Annotated in this window: 22 protein-coding genes; 11 read left to right on the forward strand and 11 right to left on the reverse strand. The window is 67.8% G+C overall.

The genetic code is table 11. The annotated features are described in order from the left end of the window. Positions 1 to 108 precede the first annotated feature (108 nt). The 6 genes from acsA (at position 109) to AC5Y6X_RS18205 (ending at position 5,920) form a co-directional block, all read left to right on the forward strand. Positions 109 to 1,908 (forward strand): acetate--CoA ligase, encoded by a 1,800-nt coding sequence (gene acsA / locus AC5Y6X_RS18180; protein WP_499988099.1) that lies wholly within the window; start codon positions 109 to 111, stop codon positions 1,906 to 1,908. Then, positions 1,905 to 2,930: a pyruvate dehydrogenase (acetyl-transferring) E1 component subunit alpha gene (gene pdhA / locus AC5Y6X_RS18185; protein ID WP_499988100.1), complete on the forward strand. Its 1,026-nt coding sequence runs from the start codon at positions 1,905 to 1,907 to the stop codon at positions 2,928 to 2,930. The genes acsA and pdhA overlap by 4 nt, the downstream gene beginning before the upstream one ends. Beyond that, positions 2,927 to 3,904 carry an alpha-ketoacid dehydrogenase subunit beta gene (locus tag AC5Y6X_RS18190; protein WP_324677116.1) on the forward strand — a complete coding sequence of 326 codons (978 nt, stop codon included), beginning with the start codon at positions 2,927 to 2,929 and terminating at the stop codon, positions 3,902 to 3,904. Before pdhA ends, AC5Y6X_RS18190 begins: the two co-directional genes overlap by 4 nt. After that, positions 3,901 to 5,124, forward strand: a complete 1,224-nt coding sequence (locus AC5Y6X_RS18195) for a dihydrolipoamide acetyltransferase family protein (protein ID WP_499988102.1) — start codon at positions 3,901 to 3,903, stop codon at positions 5,122 to 5,124. The genes AC5Y6X_RS18190 and AC5Y6X_RS18195 overlap by 4 nt, the downstream gene beginning before the upstream one ends. A gap of 6 nt (positions 5,125 to 5,130) precedes the next feature. After that, positions 5,131 to 5,388, forward strand: a complete 258-nt coding sequence (locus AC5Y6X_RS18200; RefSeq protein WP_499988103.1) for an acyl carrier protein — start codon at positions 5,131 to 5,133, stop codon at positions 5,386 to 5,388. Between the two features lie 91 nt (positions 5,389 to 5,479). Then, positions 5,480 to 5,920 (forward strand): pyridoxamine 5'-phosphate oxidase family protein, encoded by a 441-nt coding sequence (locus AC5Y6X_RS18205; RefSeq protein WP_499988105.1) that lies wholly within the window; start codon positions 5,480 to 5,482, stop codon positions 5,918 to 5,920. Between the two features lie 19 nt (positions 5,921 to 5,939). Here AC5Y6X_RS18205 and AC5Y6X_RS18210 read toward each other — a convergent pair whose 3' ends face one another. After that, positions 5,940 to 8,762, reverse strand: coding sequence for a cation-translocating P-type ATPase (locus tag AC5Y6X_RS18210; protein ID WP_499988107.1), 2,823 nt, complete (start codon positions 8,760 to 8,762; stop codon positions 5,940 to 5,942). Positions 8,763 to 9,028: 266 nt separating this feature from the next. Between AC5Y6X_RS18210 and AC5Y6X_RS18215 the strand changes: the two genes are divergently transcribed. Together AC5Y6X_RS18215 and AC5Y6X_RS18220 are read left to right on the forward strand one after the other, a co-directional pair. Continuing rightward, positions 9,029 to 9,460: a hypothetical protein gene (locus AC5Y6X_RS18215; RefSeq protein ID WP_499988425.1), complete on the forward strand. Its 432-nt coding sequence runs from the start codon at positions 9,029 to 9,031 to the stop codon at positions 9,458 to 9,460. Between the two features lie 19 nt (positions 9,461 to 9,479). Next, positions 9,480 to 10,373, forward strand: coding sequence for a universal stress protein (locus AC5Y6X_RS18220; RefSeq protein WP_499988108.1), 894 nt, complete (start codon positions 9,480 to 9,482; stop codon positions 10,371 to 10,373). A 7-nt stretch (positions 10,374 to 10,380) separates the two neighbouring features. Here AC5Y6X_RS18220 and AC5Y6X_RS18225 read toward each other — a convergent pair whose 3' ends face one another. The 3 genes from AC5Y6X_RS18225 to AC5Y6X_RS18235 are packed head-to-tail and all read right to left on the reverse strand — an operon-like array spanning position 10,381 to position 13,117. Next, positions 10,381 to 11,175 carry a universal stress protein gene (locus AC5Y6X_RS18225; RefSeq protein ID WP_499988109.1) on the reverse strand — a complete coding sequence of 265 codons (795 nt, stop codon included), beginning with the start codon at positions 11,173 to 11,175 and terminating at the stop codon, positions 10,381 to 10,383. Between the two features lie 32 nt (positions 11,176 to 11,207). Next, on the reverse strand, positions 11,208 to 12,383 hold the full coding sequence (locus AC5Y6X_RS18230) for a site-2 protease family protein (RefSeq protein WP_499988110.1): 1,176 nt from the start codon (positions 12,381 to 12,383) through the stop codon (positions 11,208 to 11,210). Positions 12,384 to 12,427: 44 nt separating this feature from the next. Beyond that, a complete protein-coding gene (locus tag AC5Y6X_RS18235) occupies positions 12,428 to 13,117 on the reverse strand; it encodes an SRPBCC family protein (protein ID WP_499988111.1) in 690 nt (229 codons plus the stop codon). A gap of 196 nt (positions 13,118 to 13,313) precedes the next feature. Here AC5Y6X_RS18235 and AC5Y6X_RS18240 point away from each other — a divergent pair, with 196 nt between their 5' ends. Continuing rightward, positions 13,314 to 13,541, forward strand: a complete 228-nt coding sequence (locus tag AC5Y6X_RS18240) for a hypothetical protein (protein ID WP_499988113.1) — start codon at positions 13,314 to 13,316, stop codon at positions 13,539 to 13,541. A gap of 193 nt (positions 13,542 to 13,734) precedes the next feature. Here the strand turns inward: AC5Y6X_RS18240 and AC5Y6X_RS18245 are convergent, their stop codons facing one another. The 3 genes from AC5Y6X_RS18245 to pat all read right to left on the reverse strand — a co-directional run bounded on the left by AC5Y6X_RS18245 (position 13,735) and on the right by pat (position 17,477). Continuing rightward, positions 13,735 to 15,153, reverse strand: coding sequence for a wax ester/triacylglycerol synthase family O-acyltransferase (locus AC5Y6X_RS18245; protein ID WP_499988114.1), 1,419 nt, complete (start codon positions 15,151 to 15,153; stop codon positions 13,735 to 13,737). 7 nt (positions 15,154 to 15,160) lie between these two features. Next, the gene (locus tag AC5Y6X_RS18250) at positions 15,161 to 16,408 is read right to left on the reverse strand and encodes an alpha/beta hydrolase family protein (protein WP_499988116.1); all 1,248 of its coding nucleotides are present in this window, start codon (positions 16,406 to 16,408) and stop codon (positions 15,161 to 15,163) included. A gap of 85 nt (positions 16,409 to 16,493) precedes the next feature. Beyond that, entirely contained in the window at positions 16,494 to 17,477 is a 984-nt protein-coding gene (pat, locus tag AC5Y6X_RS18255) for an acetyltransferase Pat (RefSeq protein WP_499988118.1), read from the reverse strand. Positions 17,478 to 17,693: 216 nt separating this feature from the next. On the opposite strand from pat, the gene AC5Y6X_RS18260 reads away from it, so the two are divergent. Both AC5Y6X_RS18260 and AC5Y6X_RS18265 read left to right on the forward strand, forming a co-directional pair. Next, positions 17,694 to 17,957, forward strand: coding sequence for an Rv2628 protein family (locus AC5Y6X_RS18260; protein WP_499988119.1), 264 nt, complete (start codon positions 17,694 to 17,696; stop codon positions 17,955 to 17,957). 134 nt (positions 17,958 to 18,091) lie between these two features. After that, positions 18,092 to 19,951 (forward strand): AMP-dependent synthetase/ligase, encoded by a 1,860-nt coding sequence (locus AC5Y6X_RS18265; RefSeq protein ID WP_499988121.1) that lies wholly within the window; start codon positions 18,092 to 18,094, stop codon positions 19,949 to 19,951. On the opposite strand, the gene AC5Y6X_RS18270 is transcribed toward AC5Y6X_RS18265, so the two are convergent. From AC5Y6X_RS18270 to AC5Y6X_RS18285, 4 genes are read right to left on the reverse strand one after another with little or no spacing between them, the layout of a single operon-like run. Then, entirely contained in the window at positions 19,932 to 20,693 is a 762-nt protein-coding gene (locus tag AC5Y6X_RS18270) for a ribosome hibernation promotion factor (protein WP_499988122.1), read from the reverse strand. The genes AC5Y6X_RS18265 and AC5Y6X_RS18270 overlap by 20 nt on opposite strands. Position 20,694: 1 nt before the next feature. Beyond that, a complete protein-coding gene (locus AC5Y6X_RS18275; protein ID WP_499988124.1) occupies positions 20,695 to 20,976 on the reverse strand; it encodes a DUF1876 domain-containing protein in 282 nt (93 codons plus the stop codon). 14 nt (positions 20,977 to 20,990) lie between these two features. Next, positions 20,991 to 21,443 carry a DUF5709 domain-containing protein gene (locus AC5Y6X_RS18280; RefSeq protein WP_324677149.1) on the reverse strand — a complete coding sequence of 151 codons (453 nt, stop codon included), beginning with the start codon at positions 21,441 to 21,443 and terminating at the stop codon, positions 20,991 to 20,993. A 6-nt stretch (positions 21,444 to 21,449) separates the two neighbouring features. Further along, on the reverse strand, positions 21,450 to 21,713 hold the full coding sequence (locus AC5Y6X_RS18285) for a DUF1918 domain-containing protein (protein WP_499988126.1): 264 nt from the start codon (positions 21,711 to 21,713) through the stop codon (positions 21,450 to 21,452). Between the last annotated feature and the right edge of the window lie 49 nt (positions 21,714 to 21,762).

Consider the following 21,762-nt stretch of genomic DNA (forward strand, 5'->3'; position numbering starts at 1 on the left):
GACGAAACGCGCGCGCAGTGATGACTTTCTTCTCTATTGCGGCGCGAAGCGCCCGGCAAACGATGAAGACGCCCAAGCGAAACGGCTGCACGCGATCTAGGACCCGTCATGGACATCATCCGCAAAACGCCCCACGACTGCCGCGTGCAGCCCAACCTCTCGGACTACGAGCGGGCGCGCGCACAGTTCCGCTGGTCCGATGTCCCTGCGTTGTGCGAGGGCATGGGGGCCGGTGGGTGCAACATCGCCTACGCCGCGGTCGACCGCCACGCGACGGGCCCGAACGCAAGACGCACGGCGTTGCGGTTCGTCACCGACAAGGGTTGGGACGGTGCGACCGCCACCCGCGATCTCAGCTACGCGGAGCTCGGCCGGCTCGCCAACCGATTCTCCGGGATGCTGCGCTCGCTCGGCATCAACAAGGGCAACCGCGTGTTCACGATCATGGGCCGCATCCCCGAGCTCTACATCACCATGCTCGGTGCGTTGCGGAACGGCAGCATCGTTTCGCCGTTGTTTTCGGCGTTCGGCCCCGAACCCATCGCCACCAGGGTCAACATCGGGCAGGCCGACGTGCTGGTCACCACCCTGGCGATCTACCAGCGCAAGATCGCCAAGATTCGTGACCGGATGCCGTCGGTCCGGCACGTCTTGGTCGTCGACGAGGGCAAGGCCGACGTCCAGCTGCCCGGAACGCTGAACTTCTGGAACTGGATGAACGCGGCCAACGAGAACGCACCGATCGAGCCGACGACCGCGGATGACCCGGCGCTGCTGCACTTCACCAGCGGCACCACCGGCACCCCGAAGGGCGCCATCCACGTGCACGGCGCCGTCGCCATGCACTACGTCACCGGCCTGTACGCGCTCGACCTGCATCCCGACGACACCTATTGGTGCACGGCCGATCCCGGCTGGGTCACCGGAACCTCCTACGGCATCATCAGCCCGCTGCTGCACGGCGTCACCTCCATCGTCGACGAGGCCGAGTTCGACGCCGAGCGGTGGTACGGGATCCTGCAGGACCAGGGCGTGTCGGTGTGGTACACCGCGCCGACCGCGATCAGGATGCTGATCAAGGCGGGCGCCGAACTGCCGGCGCACTACCGCTTTCCGCGGCTTCGTTTCATCGCCAGCGTGGGTGAGCCGCTGAACCCGGAGGCGGTGTGGTGGGGAAAGCGCGTGCTGGGCTTGCCGATTCACGACAACTGGTGGCAGACCGAGACCGGCGGCATCATGATCGCGAACACCCCCGCGTTCGACATCAAGCCCGGCTCGATGGGCCGGCCGCTGCCCGGCGTGGACGCGTACATCGTGCGCCACAACGACGACGGCACGACGACGGTCGTCGACGAGCCCGGGGTGGAGGGTGAGCTCGCCCTCAAGCCGGGCTGGCCGTCGATGTTCCGCGGCTACCTGGACAATGCGGAGCGATACCGGAGCTGCTTCGCCGACGGGCTCTATCTGACAGGGGATCTCGCCGAGAAGGACGCGGACGGCTACTTCTGGTTCGTCGGACGCAAGGACGACGTAATCAAGTCCGCCGGACACCTGATCGGCCCCTTCGAGGTGGAGAGCGCGCTCACCGATCATCCGGCCGTCGCCGAGGCGGCGGTCATCGGCAAGCCCGACCCGACGATGGGCGAGATGATCAAAGCCTTTGTCACGCTGAAGAACGGCGTCGTCGGCGACGAGGACCTGCGCCTGGAACTCATAGGCCACGCCCGCAAGCGGCTCGGGGCCGCCGTGGCGCCCAAGGAACTCGAGTTCGTCGACACGTTGCCGCACACCAGCAGCGGCAAGATCATGCGGCGGCTGCTGAAGGCTCGCGAGCTCGGGTTGCCCGAGGGCGACACCTCCACCGTCGAGCGACAACCCGACCACCACGCCGAAGGGGTGCCGTCATGACCCGCGCCAGCGACGATGCAAAGCGAAGCGATGAGGAGGAGCGGCGCCCGGCGGCCGGCGTGAAGCTGGCGCACGAACTCCTGTCGGACATGGTTCGCGTGCGCCGCATGGAGGAAAAGTGCGCGGAGCTCTACAGCGCGGCCAAGATTCGCGGATTCCTGCACCTTTACGTCGGGCAGGAGGCCGTCGCCGCGGGCTCGCTGCGCGCGCTGGCCGACGATGACGCGGTGGTGGCGACCTACCGCGAGCACGCGCACGCGCTGCTGCGCGGGATACCGATGACCTCGATCATGGCCGAGATGTTCGGCAAGCAGGAGGGCTGCTCGCGCGGGCGCGGCGGGTCGATGCACCTGTTCGACGCGGCCAAGCGCTTCTATGGGGGTAACGCGATCGTCGCCGGCGGCCTGCCGCTGGCGGTGGGCATCGCGCTGGCGGACGCCATGCTGCAGCAGAAGCGGGTGACCGCCTGCTACTTCGGCGACGGCGCGGTGGCCGAGGGCGCGTTTCACGAGTCGTTGAACATGGCCGCGCTGTGGAACCTGCCGGTGTTGTTCTGTTGCGAGAACAACCTTTACGCGATGGGCACCGCGCTGGAGCGGGCGCAGTCGCAGACCGACCTCACCGTCAAGGCGGCCGCGTACCGCGTCCCGACGCTGGCCGTCGACGGGATGGACGTCGAGGCCTGCCACACCGCCGCGCAACAGGGCGTCGATCACGTCCGCGACACCGGCGGCCCGTTCTTCATCGAGTTCCGCACCTACCGGTTCCGCGCGCATTCGATGTTCGACCCGGAACTGTATCGGGACAAGGCCGAGGTGGCCCGGTGGCGCGAGCGCGACCCGATCCAGACCTTCACCGCAAAGTGCCTGGAGGACGGCACGCTGTCGGCGGCCGACGTGCGCGAGATCGAGGATGCGGCCGCCGCCGAGATCGACGAGGCGGTGGCGTTCGCCGAGGCCGGAACATGGGAGGACGTGGCCGATCTCGAGCGCGACGTGATGACCCCGGAGGCGGCGAAATGAAGATCACCTACCGCACCGCCGTGCACGACGCGATTCGCGACGCGCTGCGCGACGACCCGCGCGTCGTCCTGATGGGTGAGGACGTCGGACGCTACGGCGGAACGTACGCCGCCTCCAAGGGCCTGCTGGACGAGTTCGGCCCGGAGCGGGTGCGCGACACCCCGCTGTCCGAACTCGGCTTCGTCGGGATCGGAATCGGCGCCGCGCTCAACGGGCTTCGACCGATCGTGGAAGTCATGACGGTGAACTTCAGCCTGCTGGCGCTCGACCAGGTCGTCAATACCGCTGCCGCGCTTCGCCATATGTCGGGTGGTCAATTCTCGGTGCCGCTCGTCGTCCGCATGGCCACCGGGGCGGGGCGGCAGTTGGCCGCCCAGCATTCGCACAGCCTCGAGCCCTGGTATGCGCACATCCCGGGCATCAAGGTGGTGGCGCCGGCCACCGTCGAAGACGCCTACGGGATGCTCGGCCCGGCGCTGGCCGACCCGGATCCGGTGGTGATCTTCGAGCACGTCCAGCTGTACAACACGTCGACCGACGCCGAGGCTCTCACCCCGACGGACATCTCGCGGGCGGCCGTGCGCCGCGGCGGCGCCGACGTCACCGTCATCGCCTACGGCGGCTCCCTCCCGAAGGCGCTGGACGCCGCCAACGAGTTGTCGCTGTCCGGAATCGACTGCGAGGTAGTCGATTTGCGGGTCTTGCGCCCACTCGACGACGACACCATCCTGGAATCCGTGCGCAAGACACATCGCGCCGTCGTCGTCGACGAGGCCTGGCACACGGGCAGTCTGGCGGCCGAGGTCATGGCGCGGGTGATGGAGGGTGCGTTCTACGACCTGGACGCGCCCGTCGCCCGGGTGTGCAGCACTGAGGTTCCCATGCCGTACGCGAAGCACCTGGAGCAGGCGGCCCTGCCCCAGACCGCCAAGATCGTCGCCGCCGTGCAAAGCCTCTTCGGTGAACCGCGATGATCGAGTTCAAGATGCCCGCCCTGGGCTCCGACATGGACGAAGGCACCCTGGACGAATGGTTGGTCAAACCCGGCGACAAGGTGACCCGCGGTCAGATCGTGGCGGTGGTCGAAACCACCAAGGCCGCAGTCGAAATCGAGTGCTGGCAGGAGGGCACGGTCAGCGAGCTCATCGTCGGTGTCGGTGAAACCGTCCAGGTGGGAACGGTATTGGCGACGCTGCTGGAACCGGGCGAGCGCGCGGAAAAACCGGCCCGCAAACGGTCCCGGCCGGCGGTCGCGCCCGCGGCAAAGCCGGCGGTGGCACCCTCGACGCCCCGGGGGGCGCCCACCGCTCCCCCGAGTGTCCCGCAACATCGTCGGTGGGTGTCGCCGGCGGCGCGTCGGCTGGCCCAATCGCTGCACGTCGACATCGACGCGGTGAGCGGAACCGGCCCGCAGGGCGCGGTTACCATCAGCGACGTCGAACACGCCGCCGCCACGATCGAGCACGCGGCCGCCGCCGAAAAGCCGGCCCCGAGAGCGCAGGCCAAGGCTTCGCCGGCCGAACGCGCCACGCAGATGCGCAAGTCGATCGCCGCGGCGATGAGCCGGAGCAAGCGGGAGATTCCGCATTACTACCTCGCCGACGAGATCATCCTGGAAACCGCGCTGAGCTGGCTGACCGCGCGAAATGCGCAGCGTTCCATCGACGAACGGGTGCTGCCGGCCGTCTTGCTGCTGAAGGCCGTGGGCATGGCCGCGCAACGATTCGGCGAGTTCAACGGATTCTGGCGAGACGACGGGTTCCAGCCCGCGACCGGTGTTCACGTCGGCGTCGGGATCTCGCTGCGCGGCGGCGGACTCGTCGCACCGGCCATCCACGACGTCCCGGACAAGAAGCTGGACGAGTTGATGGAAGACCTGACCGATCTGGTGGCGCGGGCCCGCTCCTTCTCGCTGCGCAGTTCGGAGATGTCGGACCCGACCATCACGGTGACCAACCTGGGCGACCAGGGCGTCGATCAGGTGTTCGGCGTGATCTACCCGCCGCAGGTGGCCATCGTCGGGTTCGGCAGGCCCGCCCAGCGGGTGTGCGTGATCGACGGGGGGATCCGGGTCGTCACCGCCGTGCAATCCACCCTCGCCGCCGACCACCGGGCCAGCGACGGCCACCGCGGCGCGCTGTTCCTCACCGCAGTCAACGATCTGCTCCAGCAGCCCGATCTCCTAGAGAAGTGATGCGCCATGACCACTGAAGACACCCGCGGCGCGGTCCTGTCCGTGCTGACGACCATTGCCCCCGAGGTCGAACCCGACGACATCCGCGACGACGTCCTGCTGCGGGACCAGGTCGACCTCGATTCCATGGACTGGCTGAACTTCCTGCGCGGCATCCATCGGCGGTTGCACGTCGACATTCCGGAAGCCGACTACGCCTCGCTGCGAACGCTGGCCGACGTGGTCGGCTACGTGGAAAAGAACGCGTCCACCCCTCCCGGCTGATCGCCGACGATCCGCGGCGGTAACTTTTGTCCCCGCGCGGTAGGACCTTTGGCAGGCGCGGTGCCCGGCTTTCTGCAATAGCGTGGTGGCTATGAGTTATCCGTTGCCACACGCCGAAGGGGTCTCCATCCTGCCCGTGCACGAATGCTGGGATTTGCTCTCCAGCATGACGCTGGGGCGGCTGGTCACCAGCGTCGACGGCCAGCCCGAGATCTTCCCGGTGAACTACGTCGTGCAGCGCCGGACGATCCTGTTTCGGACCGCGGAGGGCACCAAGTTGATCAGCACCGCGATCAACAATCACGTGGTGTTCGAGGTCGATGACCACAACGTCGCCGAGGGCTGGAGTGTCGTCGTCAAGGGCATTGCACGCACCCTTCGCACCAACGAACAGATCGAGGACGCCGAGAGCGCCCAGGTCTTGTCGTGGACGCCGTATGAGAAGTCGCACTACGTGCGGATCCTCCCCGAGGCGGTCACGGGCCGCCGGTTCCAATTCGGCCCGGCGCCGGACAAGGACCGCCGAAGCTAGGCGGCGCCGCTGCCCTGACTCATCGCGCCCGCCTCCTGAGCAGGTACCGCATGAATTCGTCGGCGCCCCACACGATCACCGGATACGCCAACAGCAGCGCGAGGTCCGAGACGGGCAGCGGCGCGGTGCCCAGCAACGCCTGCATCGGCGGGGCGTACACGAACACGGCGGCGAGCAGTATCTCGGCCGCGATGCCGGCCAACAGGTAGCGATTGCTGAAGACGCCCACCGACCGCAACGAGGCCCGCTGGGTGCGCACCGCGAAGGCGGTGCCGATCTGCCCGGCCATCATGCCCAGGAACGTCATGGTGGTCGCCTGCCGGTAGGCGTGGTGCAGCGGGGCGCCCGCACCGACGGGGGCACCCGGATGCCAGCCCGCCTTGAGCAGCACGTAGAAGAACCCGGCCATCTGCAGCGCGGCGACGATGGCGCCGAGAAACAGCCACGCCCGCAACAGCATTGGCGCCTGGATCACGCCCTCGTTGCGCGGGCGCGGCGGGCGGACCATGATGCCCGGTTCGGCGGGTTCACGGCTCAGCGACAGCGCCGGCAGCGTTTCGCTGCCCACGTCGAAGGCCAAGATCTGCATGATGGTCAGCGGCAGCGGCACCAATCCCCCGCCGATCGCGAACACCAGGAACGGCACCGTCTCCGGTGTGGCGTGCGCGAAGATGTAGAGGATGAACTTGCGAACGTTGTCGTAGACGCGTCGCCCCGCGTGTATCGCGGTGACGATGGTGCTGAAGTTGTCGTCGGTGAGCACCATCGTCGCGGCTTCCCGGGCGACGTCGGTGCCGGACTTCCCCATCGCCACACCGATGTCCGCGCACCGCAGCGCGGGGGCGTCGTTGACGCCGTCGCCGGTCATCGCGACCACATGCCCGTCGTCGCGCAACGCCTGCGCGATGTGCAGTTTGGCCTCCGGCGAGGCTCGGGCGAATATCACCTCGGGGTTGTCCTTGATGAGCGCGGCGAGTTGTTGCTCGGTGAGGCGCTCGAACTGGTCTCCGGTCACGACGGCGGGGCGGTTCCCGGTGATTCCGACGCGCTGGGCGATGGCCCGCGCGGTGAGCGGGTGATCGCCGGTGATCACGATGATGCGGATGCCGGCCGTGCGGCATTGCGCAACCGCGTCGGCGACGCCCTCGCGCGGCGGGTCCAGCATCGCGATCAGGCCGGCGAAGCACAGATCCCGTTCCGCGTCGGCGCGCCGCTGCGGTGCCGCTTCGTCGGGCAGGTCGCGGTAGGCGAAGCCGAGCACCCGCAGGCCTTCGGCGGCGAACCCGTTGACGGCCTCCTCGACCCCGCGACGCGCCTGGTCATCGAGGGCGACGGGCCGACCGTCGGTGCCGAGTGTGTGGCTGCACAGCGACAACACCGCTTCGGGGGCGCCCTTGGTGTGCACGACGGTGGACGCGCCGGGCGGCTGATCGATCGTGGACATCAGCTTGCGCTCGGGGTCGAAGTGAAACTGCCAGCGGCGCTGGGTCTCTCGACGCGTGTTGTCGATATCCGCGCCCAATTTGCTTGCGGCCCTTAGGATCGCGATCTCGGTGGGGTCTCCGACCGCCTCACCCGACTCGTCCAGCTGCGCGTTGTTGCAGCGCACGGCGATGCGGCGCAGGGCCTCGACCGATGAGGGCGGGACCCCGTCCAGGGCCGCAGAGGTGCCGTCCTCGAGGTCGATTCGTCGTGCGGGCACCCACGCGGCGACGGGGATCATCCGGTTCTCGGTCAGCGTGCCCGTCTTGTCGGTGCAGATCACGTCGGTGGAGCCCAGCGTCTCCACCGCGGACAGCCGCTTGACCAGGGCGCCGCGCCCGGCCAGTTGCCGCACCGCCACCGCCAGCGCGAGCGTGATGACCGGCAGCAAACCCTCGGGCACCATCCCGGCCAGCAGGCCGGCGGCGAACACCAGCGAGTTGATCAGCGTCAGGTGCGCGGCCAGGGTGGCCGCCGGAATGAACGACAGCGCCAGCATCACCGAGACCGCCGCGATCAGCCAGGCCACCCGGCGGACCTGTCGCTCCAGCGGGCTGGGATCGGGTTTGACCCGCTCCGACAGAGCGGCGATGCGGCCGATCTCGGTGGCCATCCCGGTCGCGAACGCCACGCCGCGCGCCTCGCCGCCGGTGCAGGTGGTTCCGCTGAACACCAGCTCGTGCGCCGACAACAGCGGCACGTTGACGTCCGCGGTTGCCGCCGACCGCGAGGCCGGCACCGATTCCCCGGTCACCGCGGACATGTCGACCTCGACCGCGCCGCTGAGCAGGCGGACGTCGGCGGCGATGCGGTCGCCCTCACGGATCACCACGATGTCGCCGGGCACCAGTTGGGTCGCGTCGACGTCGGTGATCACGCCGTCGCGTTCCACCCTGGCGCGCTGCGGCAAGTATTTCGCGAGCTCTTCGACCGCCCGCTCGGCCTGCAGCTCCTGGGCGAACGAGAACCCCGCGTTGAGCAGGATGATCAACACCACCGCGGCGGCAACGACATTCGAGCCGACGATCAGCAACAGTCCCGCCGCCAGCCACAGCAACAGGGCCAGCGGATGGGTGAATTGGCGGGCCAACTCGGTGGGCCAGCGGCGCTTGTGCCGTCGCTGCAGGGTGTTCGGCCCGTACTGCAGCAGGCGCCGCTGCGCCTCGCGTGTCGACAGCCCCTCGGGCGTGCTCCGCAGATCCCGCAACAGCCGGTCGGCCGCCTCCTCCGGGTCCAGGGCCAGGGCCGAAGCGCTTTGGTCGCCAACACCGCTCGTGTGGCTGCGGTGCGTCCTGACCTCCCTCATCCGGGTCGGGATCGCAGCCGGCTGGCGGCGGGCGCCTGGCTCCTGATCGGACACGGGTCAACCTTCTCGCGGTCGCGGGCAACTATGTCGACCGTATTCGCGCTGCCGACGCGCCGCGAGAGCCCTTCGTCCCTCGGGATATGGGCCTACCGGTGAGCGGCTGCGATATTCGCGACGAATGTCCCGACAGTGTGGGACTTCAGCCCCTCCCCCTGCACACCGGTCAATGCTCAGATGTGGCTATGGGATGCGAATCTCATCGCCAATTGACGGAGGTGTGACCAATGAGCGCCACAGAACGACAGCAACTCCGGACTCGGATGTTCGCCCGCGTGCTCGGCCCGTTCCTGGTCATCGTGGTCGCCACGACGGTGGCCCGCGCATCCGACATGCGAAAGCTGCTATCGGACTTCGAGGCCAGCGCCGCGTGGCCCTGGGTGACGGGCGCGTTCCTGCTTCTGGCAGCCCTTGTCATCGTCGGGCTGCACCAGTACTGGCGGGGCGCGGCCGCGATCACCGTGTCCGTGCTGGGCTGGGTGTTCGCGCTGCGCGCGGTGTTCCTCATGGCCTTCCCGCATGCCTTCATGCGCGCCGCCGACGCCGCGATCCGGATGAGCGCCCTGTGGGTGAGCGTCGACATCCTCGTCGGATTGGTCGGGCTGTACCTCACGTACGTCGGCTGGCGGCCGGTGCCGAACGAACCTGTGCCGCAGGCGGAGTCATCGGCTCCGGACGTTCGGCGCGCTGCATGACGTCCGCAGAGGAACCGCCATGTCATCGCGCAACGCATCGTTGGGAATCGTCGTCGGCGTCGATGAATCACCGGCCACCAAAGTAGCGGTGCGGTGGGCAGCGCGCGACGCCGAGCTGCGCAAGATTCCGCTGACCCTCGTGCATGCGATCTCTCCGGAGGTCGCGACGTGGGCGACCGCGCGGCTGCCCGCGGGACTGGAGCGCTGGCAGCACGATCGTGGCCGCCGGCTGGTCGACGACGCGCTCGGGGTCGTCAAAGAGGCGTCGCAGCGCGGCGGTCCCGCCGCGGTGCACACCGAAATCTTGTCCTCCGCAGCGGTTCCCACGTTGGTCGACCTGTCCAAGAACGCGCAGCTGGTCGTCCTGGGTTGCCGAGGAAGCGGCCGCTGGCCCGGCCGGCTGATCGGTTCGGTCAGTTCCGGGTTGCTCCGATACGCCCATTGTCCGGTGGCGATCGTCCACGACGACGACCCGCCGATCCGGCATTCGAGTCAGGCGCCGGTGCTGGTCGGCGTCGACGGCTCGCCGGCATCCGAGCTCGCCACCGCGGTCGCGTTCGACGAGGCGTCGCGCAGGAATGTGGAGTTGGTCGCGCTGCACGCATGGAGCGATGCCGACGTCTCGGAGTGGCCCGGAATCGATTGGCCGGCAACAGAGTCGATGGCGGAAGAGGTATTGGCCGAGCGTTTGGCGGGCTGGCAGGAACGGTATCCGGATGTCCGCGTTGAGCGCACCGTCGTGCGCGACCAGCCGGCGCGCCAGCTTGTCAAACGCTCGGAGGATGCCCAGCTGATCGTGGTCGGCAGCCGCGGCCGCGGCGGATTCGCCGGGATGCTGGTGGGTTCGGTTGGCGAAACCGTCGCCGAGATGGCGCGGGTGCCGGTGATCGTGGCGCGCGAGTCCGTGGAATAGAGGGGCTTTAGCCGCGGACCACGAGCACCGAACATTCCGGGTGGCGAAACAGCGGATGCCCGGAGGGGCCGACGAGCCGCGCCAGCTGATCGGCCTCGGCGCCGCTGATGACCGCGAGCTGAACCCGCTCGTTGTTGGCCTTCAAAAAGTCGGCGATCGCGAACTTGGTTGCGATCGGGTACACGCGCACCTCGGGATGACGGTGCCGCCAATCCTCCACCCGCCGTTCGAACCGGCCGTCCGCATATTCGGTGAGTTCCTCCGGTCGGCCGCCCAGGACGAGCATCGGCGCGTTGCGCAACTTCGCCTCCCATTCGGCGCATTCGATGACGGCGTCGTTGTCGGGTGCGTCGGTCATTCGGACCACGACCCAATTGATGGCCGGCGCCGGCAGCTCGGATCCCGTACGCACGACCGCGACGGGACAATGCGCCTTTGCGGCGAGCTCGGTTGCCGTGGAGCCCAGGAGCGCGCGAGCGTAGCGCCCGATCCCGACGGAGCCGACGCACACCATCTCGGCGTCCCGGGAGGCCTCCACCAGAACGGGTCCCGCCGGCCCGCGGGGGATCTCGGTTTCGATGTCGAAGGGCGTTCGGCTGCTCTCGACCGCCAATTGTGCTTTGCGAAGCGATTTCTCGGCATGGGCGAGGTCGCGGGCGTAGTCGTCCGGGGACGGATGTGTCTGCTTGATCACCGAGACGAGACGCAGCGGAACGGCGCGACTGATGGCCTCGTCGATGCCCCACAGTGCCGCCGCGATCGCCGCGTCCGAGCCGTCGATACACGCGATGATCGGTTTCATCGTCTGCGCTCCTCCCGGAGTCGGTGCCGGGATCAACCGGCGTTGGAATACTTTTCCGCGTCGCCGCGGTGTCCCCACGGTTCCGGGTGGGCGAGCCGGTAGACGTCGATCAGCCGCGCGAGGTCGCTCGGCGTGACGATGCCGACCACCCTGCCCTGGTCCATGACCAGCGCGCGGCTGCCGTGCCCGGCGCTGCCCAGCCGCTCGATGAGCGCGCTGAGCGGCTCGAGCGGCGCCGCGGTCGGCACGCTGTCCAGGGGCAGGGCGATCTCGCGCACGCTGGTCGTGGCCCGCCGGGCGGGCGCGACGTCGCGCAGTTGCCTCAGCGTGACCAGCCCCATGATGGATCCATCCCGCTCGGCCACCGGATACGCGGAGTGACGGTCGCCGAGCAGATAGCGCTCGATGAACTCCTCCACGGTAAGCCAGCCGGGCGCCGCGTGCGGGTTGGCTGTCATGGCGTCGGCAACGCGCACCCCGGTCAGGGCCTGCTTGGTCGTCACTTGCAGTTCTTCCTCGCGCGCGGCGGCGAAGATGAACCACCCGATGAACGCCAGCCAAACGCCGCTGAAAAGCCCGCCCACCAAGAACTCGGCCAATCCCAGCGTGATCAGGATGATTGCGAGCACGCGCCCGGCATGTGCCGCACCGACCGCGGCGCGCACACTATCCCCGTGCCGGCGCCACAGGTAAGCACGCACCAGCCGACCGCCATCCAACGGGGCACCCGGCAGCAGGTTGAACAGTCCCAGCAGCAAGTTGATGGCGGCCAACCACCAGGCGACGCTGACCACGATGGCCGTGGCGCGCACGGTGACGAGCGCCAGGGCCACCGTCGCGAATGCCGCGGACAGGGCCAGGCTGGTGGCCGGACCCGCGAACGCGATCCGGAACGCCGCCTTCGGTGTCTTCGCCTCTCCGTGCAGCGTCGTCACACCGCCGAACAGCCAGAGCGTCACGCTGCCCACGCTCACCCCCACGCGACGCGCGACGACCGCGTGCGCGAGTTCGTGGGCCAACAGCGATGCCAACAACACCACCGCGCCGCACGCCCCGGCCAGCCAGTAGATCGCCCGCGCATAACCCGCAACGGCATCGGGCAACGTGGTGGCCAGGCTCCAGGTGAACAACCACAGGATGACGATGACGCTCCAGTGCACCTTCACTTCGAACCCGGCGATTCGCCCCAGCGGGATCGCGTCGCGCATTCTCGTAATCTCCAAAAATGTTGACGGGCAGGGCCTTATAGGCCTTATAGGCCTTCGCTGAGGCTCGCTGCCGTGTCGCGGTTTCGGTCGGGGCTCGGCGTCACCGGCCTCTCGACCCGGTGCTTGATGCCCAGCAGCAAGCCGCGCGTCCCCAGTGCGATCACGGGCCTGACCAGTTCCATGAGAAACACCTCGCCCGGGTGACGCAACGCGATCCTGGCGCGGGTGAGGAGCCGGACGCGGTCCTCCCAGTGCGGCTGGAGGTGGAACGACCACACCGCATTCCAGCGCTGGTCGGGGCGCGTCGCGTTGAGCACGATGTACTTCTCGGGCACGACCTCGGCGACGGTCAATGTCACCCCGTCCGGTAGCCCCATCCAGCCTGCGGGGGCCAGGCGCACGCCGTCGCCGACCTCGAGTCGCTGCCACTCCGGGTGGATGCGATCGGCATCGTGATGGTTCAGTCCGGCGAGGTTTTTCAGCCACTCACAGCCGTAGAAGCCGCCCCGCTCCTGGCCCATCTGCAGCAGCCATGGCCAGACGGCGGATATCGGCGCGTCGATGTACACGGCTTCGGTTGTCTGAATGGCCGGGTCGGCCACCAAATTATCGCCGGGCAGCGGCATCCGGCATTCGGCCTTGGTCGTGCCCCAATTGCGGTAGTACCGTCGGGCGCCATACAGCATCGCCAGCAGCATCGCCGCCTGAGCTGTCCGTTTCTTCATGTTGCCCATGGCGCCAGTCTGGATGGGGTCGCGCCTCTTCGCCAGGGCCAATGGTCCTCGCGACCATTGGCAATGTGCCCCGCGCATACCGTTGCTTCGTTGATGACTCTGGGCCCGATCCGCAATCCGAACGTGACAAAACAACGGCCTGGTCTCACGTAACGTTGCTGCGGCGGTAATGGCCGAACAAAGGAGCCGAACGATTATGGGTGAACACCCACCATCGTTCACCGATTCTGACGTAGACGCTTTCGCTCGGGAATTCCTGCACTCGCCATACGCCGGCCCGACTTATGCCGACTGGTCGGTCGATCGACGTCTCGACACCTTTCTCAGGCGGCAGGGGTTCTCCCACGTCGCCAACAACGGCGACGCGTCCCATGTCGTGCTGCATCGCATCATGGCCTACGGGGGCGTCGCGCCTCGGCCCTAGGGCGTTTAGGGCCCTAGCCGAGCGTCCTCAAAATGCCGGCCTGGACGGCGTGTCCCCGTACATATGAGCGCGCTCGCGCGTCTGACTGCACCGCGCTCGACACGGGCACCTCGTGGCGGGCGGGCTTCATCGCGATCGCCCTGGTCGGCCTGTATCTGACCTATACGGGGTGGGCGTCCGCGCCGAAGGTCGCCTAAGCCTGGGCATGCGCCTCCACACCCAAGGCGGATTCCAATTCGCTCAGACACTGCTCTGTCAGCGGTATCAGGGACTCGATGTCGGGCACAACCTCGCGGCCCGCAACGTATCCGAACCCGATGCGGTCGGCGTACGAGCACGTCGTCACGTTGAGTGTCTGGCCGTCGTAAACCGCCGACACCGGGTACATCTCGTCGATATGCGCCCCGTTCCAATACATTTCGCGCTGCGGGCCAGGAACGTGCGAGATCGGCAGGTTGTACCCGGTGCGGATCTTGGGCGTGAACGGCAGCATCGGGAAAATCACCGTCGCTGCGATGCTGCCCGCGGCCGTCAGCAGCGACGCCGCCGATCCGCGGCCCGCCACCCACTGTTTCCCCTCCGCCATCGACCGGTGGATCAGATCCAGCCGCGCGACGGGGTCGTCCAGGTTGGTGCCCAACGGACACAGCCACAGGCCGAACCTGTTGCCGTGCTGGTCATTTGCGGCGAGGCGGGTGCGATCGCGCACCGTGATCGGGCAGGCGGCCACCAATGACCGCCGGGGCAGTTCCCCACGATCCCGCAGCCAGCGGCGCACAACATCGGCAACGACGGCGTTGACGACATCGTTTCCGGTGACCCCGGCCGCCTCTTGCACGGCCCGGATGCGCTCCTTGGCCCAGCTTCCCGCGCACACGGCACGCTCCGGCCCCAGACGACGGTTGAATCGCGTGTACGGCGCTCCGAACGGCAGGACCGTCGTGTGCCCGACCAGGCTGTCCACCATCGTCGACAGCTCACCCGCAACGACCCGCTCGACCAGCCCGACGCCCGACATGGTCGCGCCGGCGAGCGCGCGTATCGGTGCGAGCAGGCGAGGCACGAATCCGGTCGATGTCCGCGCAGGCGTGGATTCTTCACGACGGTCCGCGTAGAAGGGTGGCATCGACCGATGCGTCGGATCGGTGCTCAGCGCGTCGGCGATCATCTGGAAACCGGCGACACCGTCGACGACGGTGTGATGCACCTTGATGTAGAAGGCGAATCGGCCGTCGTCGAGGCCGTCGATCAGATACGACATCCACATCGGGCGGGACCGGTCGAGGCGCGTCGCATCCAGCTCGCCGATCAGCCGCCAGAACTCGCCGTCCCCACCGGATACGGTGCGGCGCTGGCAATGTCGGCCCACATCGACGGTGTCCATGTCGCGCCACACCCACATGCCGCCGGTGTCCATCCCCCGATGCGCGTAACGGCGAAGCCTCGGATCGATCGAGTCGTTGCCGGCGAGCGCTGCTCGATGCAGATTGTCGACGAAGTCGGGGCCGGCATCCGCCGGCGGTGACAGGATCAGCACCGCGCCGACATGCATCGGGCTGGCCACCAACTCCGCGGTCATCATCGCGGCGTCCAGCGGATCCATCGGAATCATGTGAAGCCTAGGCGGGTTGGTCGCGCTCCGTCGGTGGCTGCTCGAGAAGGCCCGACTGCCGCAGCGCATCCCACACGAACCGTTGCACCGGTCGCGAGCGGAAGAATCCGGTATGACCGCCCGGGTACCAGACGATCTCCGGTTTGCCCCAGTGCTCCCAGAGCCGGATCACCTGCTCGCGTGGATGCACAAGCCGGTCGGCGACGCCGGCGTAGATGAAGCGGCCCTGCATCGGCACCAGCGGGGTGAGCGACAGCGGTGACACCATCCGCCCGATGGGTTCGGCCAACTCCATTGTGTGACGGCGCGGATCGTCGGAACGGAGGCCGGAGTGCCGTCCCAGCAGCTCGACCAGGTCGGCGACGGGCACGCCGAGAATCGCACAGGTGAGCCCGGTTTCGAGGCTGGCGACCAAAGAGGCGATGTAGCCGCCGAGCGAAAGGCTGTTCAAGCCGATCAGCGACTCTGGCTCCTGCAGCCGTATCCAGGACAGCAGCCGGCGAATGTCCCACACCGCCTGCGCCGTGGCATGCACGTCGTCGAGCACATCCTCTCCCGGAAACACTGCTCCTTTGGGGAGGCCGCGCGCTCGCGGCCCGTGCATCGGGAGGACGGGCATGACGACGTTGAGACCGAGTTCGTCGTGCAGTTTCCAGGCGCGAAATATGGCGGGATCGAGAGTGGCCCGGCCCATTTCGGCTCCGTGCACACACACCAACCAGGGACGCGGTTCGGGGTGACGCAGCAGCAGCGCGTACTCGCGGTCGTTGGCCGTGTACTCCAGCCAGCGATCCCCGCCCGGTTCGCCCGGATGCGGGGCGTACCCGCTGTCGAAGACCATGCGATGAAAGGAGGATCTGCGTCCCTTGACCTTCCGGACCGTGGCGTCGGTGAGCGGCGGGGGTTGACCGAGAAACCCTTTCGGGTCCTCGAACCATCCTTTGTCCCCGTAGAAATCCACTGCGGCCGCCACTTCCCGGCCGATCCGTTCGAACAGCTTGGGCTGGCTGACCGGGCGGCGCGCCTTGAGGCCCACCAGCACGACCTCGTCGCGAAAAGCATGCGCGGCCAAGGCGACCGTGGGTCGCGCGATCGGAAGTTCATCCGGTCCCCGACCGAGGTAGTCGCGCCACGACCGAGCGAAGAACAGGCCGGCATTTGTGAACGGTGAGATCGCCCCACCCAAAACACCGATGCCCGGCACATTCCGAGAAGCGCCCGGTAGTTGCTCGTCATTGCCGGCTCGAGTTGCCATGGCGGCACGCTAACACCCCGCCGACTCCGCGGGTTAGGGACTTACGACCCGACGAAAGTCACGAGGGTCACTGACCGCAAAGGAGTCAGTCGAACGCGTGGATCACCTGCCGGGCCACGCGCCGGATTTGTCGGCGCGTGTCGCGGTCGAGGGGCAGGTCGTCGAAGGCCGGGATCTCTCCCGTCGTGGTGATCACGCCGGGTTCCTCCTGCTCCCAATGGGCATTGACCTTGTCGCCCAACACCCGCGCGGGCGGGTTGTCGGAAAGCACCCGCGCATGAAACCGCTCGACGCCGTCGACGCGGGCGGCCACCGCCAGCGCGACCAGCAGCAGCGTTCCGATGCCGCGGCCCTGAAGCGGGTCCGCCACGGTGAGGGCGACCTCCGCCGAACCCGGGTCGTCTTCGTCCCGGATGAAGCGGGCATCGGCGACGACCGGCCCGTCCGCGCCGTCGGTGACGACCCAGACGAAATGGTCGACGTAATCGACCTCGAACAGGTAGGCCAACCGTGCCTCGGTCGGGGCACCGCCCTGGTATCGGTGATACAGCGTCTCCCGCGAGAATGACCCGCTGCCCTTGAAGCGCTCGGCGTCGCCGGGCAGGACCGGCCGCAACAACAGCTTGGCGCCGCATTTGACCGGCACCGGGATCGGTGCGATGTATGCGGCCAATCGCTGCCGCGCGGTCCGCACCATCCGTTCCGCGACGACCGGCATGGCGAGCATCCGCTCGAACGCGCCCTGGTATCCCACATAGCCGCACACATCGTCCTTCGCGACCACGGTCGCCGTTCGGGGTGCGTCTCGCAGCAAGGCGATTTCGCCGACGATCGTCCCCGGCAAAAGCTCGGTCGTCATCACCTCACCGTCCGCGCCGGTGTGCCTGACCTCGACGCGGCCGGACGTGATGATCGAAAAGGACACCGCGCGCTCACCCTGTCGCATCAGGACCTGGCCGGCGGCCGCGCGCAGCGGCTCCAGGGCGCCGGCCAATGCCGCCAGCTCCTGCGCCGGGATGCCGGTAAAGGCATCCAGCGCCGTCAGCTCCTGGGGGCTAACGGCGCTCACACTCGGCCTGACGGTGATCGGTTGACGCAGCTGCCATCTCACCAAGACGGTACCCGGGCAGTTCGCGCAAAGCGCGGTGACGAAGGGCCCCGCCGCGATAGGCTTTCGGCGTGTCTGACGCGGGACCAAAGCATGCCGTCAGCCGTGCTATTAGCCCCTACGGCTAGGTATGCGGCACTGGTCGAATGGGTCGGGTAAGGCTAAGGGGGAGGGATCATGAGCGCAGCGACATGGCGGAATCATTTGCCACACCGCAAGCCCACGACCACGATCTATCAGTTGACCGATCGCCTGCACGACGGCCACACAGCTCGGGTCCCCGCGCACCAGATCACGGCCACGGTCTCCACGTGGCTGGACGAGTTGGGCGCGCACAGCCCGTTGGTAGACGACCTCGAGCGCGCGGTGCGTGGCGGCGATTGGCCCACAGCGTATGCCATAAGCGAGCGCTTGTCCGTTGACATAGCGGTTGCCAACTGAGCGTCTCGAGACGGGCCGTCTGCCGATTGTGCGGATGACTTTTGTCACTATCGTCCAGGGGTGACGCCCCAGCAGTATCGAACTGCTACCGCATACACCAGCGGTATTCGACTCGGCACTAATGGATTAGCGACATGACCACAAAGCTCGCCTCGAGGGAGAGGCCGGACTTAGCCAAGATCGAGAATCGTGCGCCGTCCGTGGCGCACATGTTCCTCGACCGTGTGGCGGCCACCCCGCACGCGGAGGCCTTTCGGTACCCACAGGACCACAGCTGGGAGAGCGTGACCTGGCAGCAGGTTGGCGAGCGCGTCGAGAACATTGCCGCCGGGCTGATCTCGCTGGGAATCGCCCCGGAGGATCGGGTGGCGCTCGCGTCGTCGACCCGCTACGAGTGGGTGCTCGTCGATTTCGCCGTGATGTGCGCGGGTGCCGCCACCACCACCGTGTATCCCACGACGAATGCCGGCGACGTCGCGTACATCGTCGCCAATTCGGGCAGCCGGGTGGTGGTCGCCGAGAACCAGACCCAGCTCGACAAGCTGCTCGAGCACCGCGACGAACTGCCGTACGTGAGCAAGGTCGTGATGATGGACGGCAGCGGGGACGGCGACTGGGCGATCACCCTGAGCGAGCTCGAGCAACTGGGGAAGCAATTGCTCGCCGATTCGCCCGACGCCGTCACGGAACGTGTCGCCAGCGTCGGTCCCGGCCAGCTCGCCAGCCTCATCTATACCTCCGGCACCACCGGGCGACCCAAGGGCGTGCGCCTGACCCACGGGGCGTGGACATACACCGCCGCGGCCATCGACTCGCTCGGCATCCTCGGCCCCGACGATCTGAACTTTCTCTGGCTGCCGCTGGCGCACGCATTCGGCAAGGTGATGCTCGCGCTGCCGCTACAGATCGGCTTCCCCACCGCGATCGACGGCCGCGTCGAACGGATCGTCGACAACCTCGCGGCCCTGCATCCCACCATCATGGGCGCGGCACCGCGGATCTTCGAGAAGGCGCATGCCCGCATCGAGGGGATGGTGGCCGAGCAGGGCCGGCTGGCCAAGAAGGTATTCGCCTGGGCTATCAGAGTCGGCCTGAAGAGGTCGCGAACCCTGCAGGCCGGCAAGAAGCCGTCTTTGGCGTCATCGCTGGCCTATCGGGTCGCCGACCGGTTGGTGTTCTCCACCATCCGGGAACGCTTCGGTGGCCGGTTGCGCTTCTTCGTGTCCGCGGCCGCCGCGCTGGACCGTGAGGTCGCGCAGTGGTTCGACGCCGTCGGCATCATCGTGCTCGAGGGCTACGGACTGACCGAGACCGCGGCCGCGTCATTCATCAACCGCCCCAACGCATACCGGTTCGGAACCGTCGGCTGGCCATTCCCGGCCACCGACGTCAAGATCGCCGACGACGGCGAAATCCTGCTCAGGGGGCCCGGATTGATGACCTCCTACCACGACCTGCCGGACGCCACCAGCGAGGCGCTCGACGCGGACGGCTGGTTCCACACGGGCGACATCGGGGAGATCGACGCCGACGGCTTCCTGCGGATCACCGACCGCAAGAAGGACATGTTCAAGACCTCGCAGGGCAAGTACGTGGCGCCGTCGGCTATCGACGCGAGGTTCAAGGGCCTGTGCCCGTATGTGAGCGAGCTTCTCGTCTACGGCGAGGCCAAGCCGTATTGCGTGGCGCTGGTCAGCCTCGACGGCGAAGCCATTACCGAGTGGGCCGGCAAGAACGGCCTGGCGGGCAGGTCCTTCGCCGAGATAGCGCGCGACGAGAAAACCGAGCAACTGATCGCCGGGTACATCGACGCGCTGAACCAGGAGCTCAATCGCTGGGAGCAGGTCAAGAGATTCGCGATCCTCGACCGCGAGCTGTCGGTGGAGGCCGGGGACCTAACGCCCAGCCTGAAGCTGCGCCGCAAGGCCGTCATCGAGAAGTTTTCCGACCGCCTGTCGGCGCTCTACGAGTCCGTCAGCTCGCCGGCGCGATGAGCCCGTAATGCCCGTCGTAGCGGTGATATAGCACGCACCCACGGTTTCGGGCAGCGTCGACGAAGAACACGAACGGCAGGCCGAGCAGCTCGATCCGCTCGATTGCCTGCTCGACCGTCAGCCGCGGAGCCGGCTGCGGGCTGACGCTCAGGGACAACTCGGACGGCGCCAGCTGGCCGGCGTGTTCCGGATTGACCTGTGCCAGGCGGTATTCCGTGGACCGGCCGCGGTACAGCACGCTGTCCTGCTTGGTGCGCTCCTCCGTGAAGAGGTGGAAGTCGTAGTCGAGCAGTTCCATCTCGAGCGCGGCTTCTTCGACCGTGCAGGTGTTCAGGCCGTACGACTTGTGGCGCACGATCCGGCGTTCGCTTTCGGGCCTGGGGAAATACCCCGGCCGATGATTCCGTTCGTGCCGCTTGGCGTCCCGATGTTCGGCGCCGCGTTCCAGCCGACGGCGCAACCGCGCCTGCAGCAGATCGATCGCCTCGCGCGCGGTGGTCGCTTCGACTTGGGCACGCGCCAGCCGGCCGTTGACGTCGAGGTTCGCCTGGGCGATCACCCGCCGTTGCACGGCCGGGTCGCCGTGCTCGCTCAATTTGACGTGCGCGCGCAACACCCGTTGGTGGGTGAAGCGAGCGAGCTCGCCGATCTTGGCCCTCGCGTAGTCCTCGATGCCGGGCAGGCGGCCGTGCGTCGTCACCTCGACTTCGAGGGCGGCTGGGAAATCTTGGGGCTGTTTCATGTCAGTGGTGCAGACCGGTGATCGGCTCATGGGTGCTGGCCTGGATGTCGTTCGACGTCAAGGCGAACAGCTGGTTCGCCAAATCGGACAACGCCCGGGCGATCGCGAGTTCGTCACCGATCTGGGCCACCGGCTCGTCGCGCGGGTCCAGCCGCGCCAAACCAACACCGACGAACTCCTTGCCCGCCCATGACAGCCGCGCCTTCGCCCGGGTGCGCTCCTCGTGCTCGTCGATCAGCACGTCGATCCGACACGCCTTCGTGCCGGCGTCGTTGCCCGCCATCTGACTCTCCTTGCCTAGTCGTCGTCGACGATGTGAACCGCTGCCTCTTCGGCGGACGCCGCTCCCCCGCTGACCCCGACATCCTCGGCCACCAGCTCCGCTTCGGTGTCTTCGCCAAAACCCCTGTCGGGAGCGACAAGCCGGCCGGCCCGCGCCCGCCCCACCTCGCGTCGCCGCGGGAACTCGAATTCACGCTCGGCCTCGTCGGACCGTTGCCGTTCGTCCGGGTCGAACGGGTTGCCGATGCGCGACAGCGGGTCCTGCTCCTCTTCCGCGAGGTGCTGGTCGAGGGTTTCCCGCGGCCCGAACGCGCCGCGGCCGTAGAGCCGGTCGGGCGGCGAATATCCCTCGTCGAGAACGTCATCGACGCCGCGATCGATCAGCGTGTCCTGTGGCTGGAGCTGGTTGTCGTCGTCCGCGCTGTACTCGCCCGGCGCGGGACCCAGACCGAAGTTTCGATTGCTCATGGCCGCCTACGCGCTCTTGTGGGAGATGGCCGCCTGCACGGCACCGAACCGATGCCGCGCACGCTCGTCGGCGTCGGACTGCTCTGCGGCCGTGACGACGACGGCGTCCGGGCCGGGAAAAACGATCGCCTCGTGGTCCGTGGCGAGCCATCGCACCACATACGGTGGTGCGCCCTCGGGTGAGTGAACCTCGGTGATCAGCCCCCGCTGGTCCGGCCGATCGGTCGTGGTGCCCTTGATCACCAGCCAGTCGCCGACCTTTGCCCTCACGTGCCTCTCCTTTCGCCTTTTCCGGTCCAATCGTGCGCGCTGCGGGGCG

The organism is Mycobacterium sp. NGS26, from assembly GCF_059813025.1.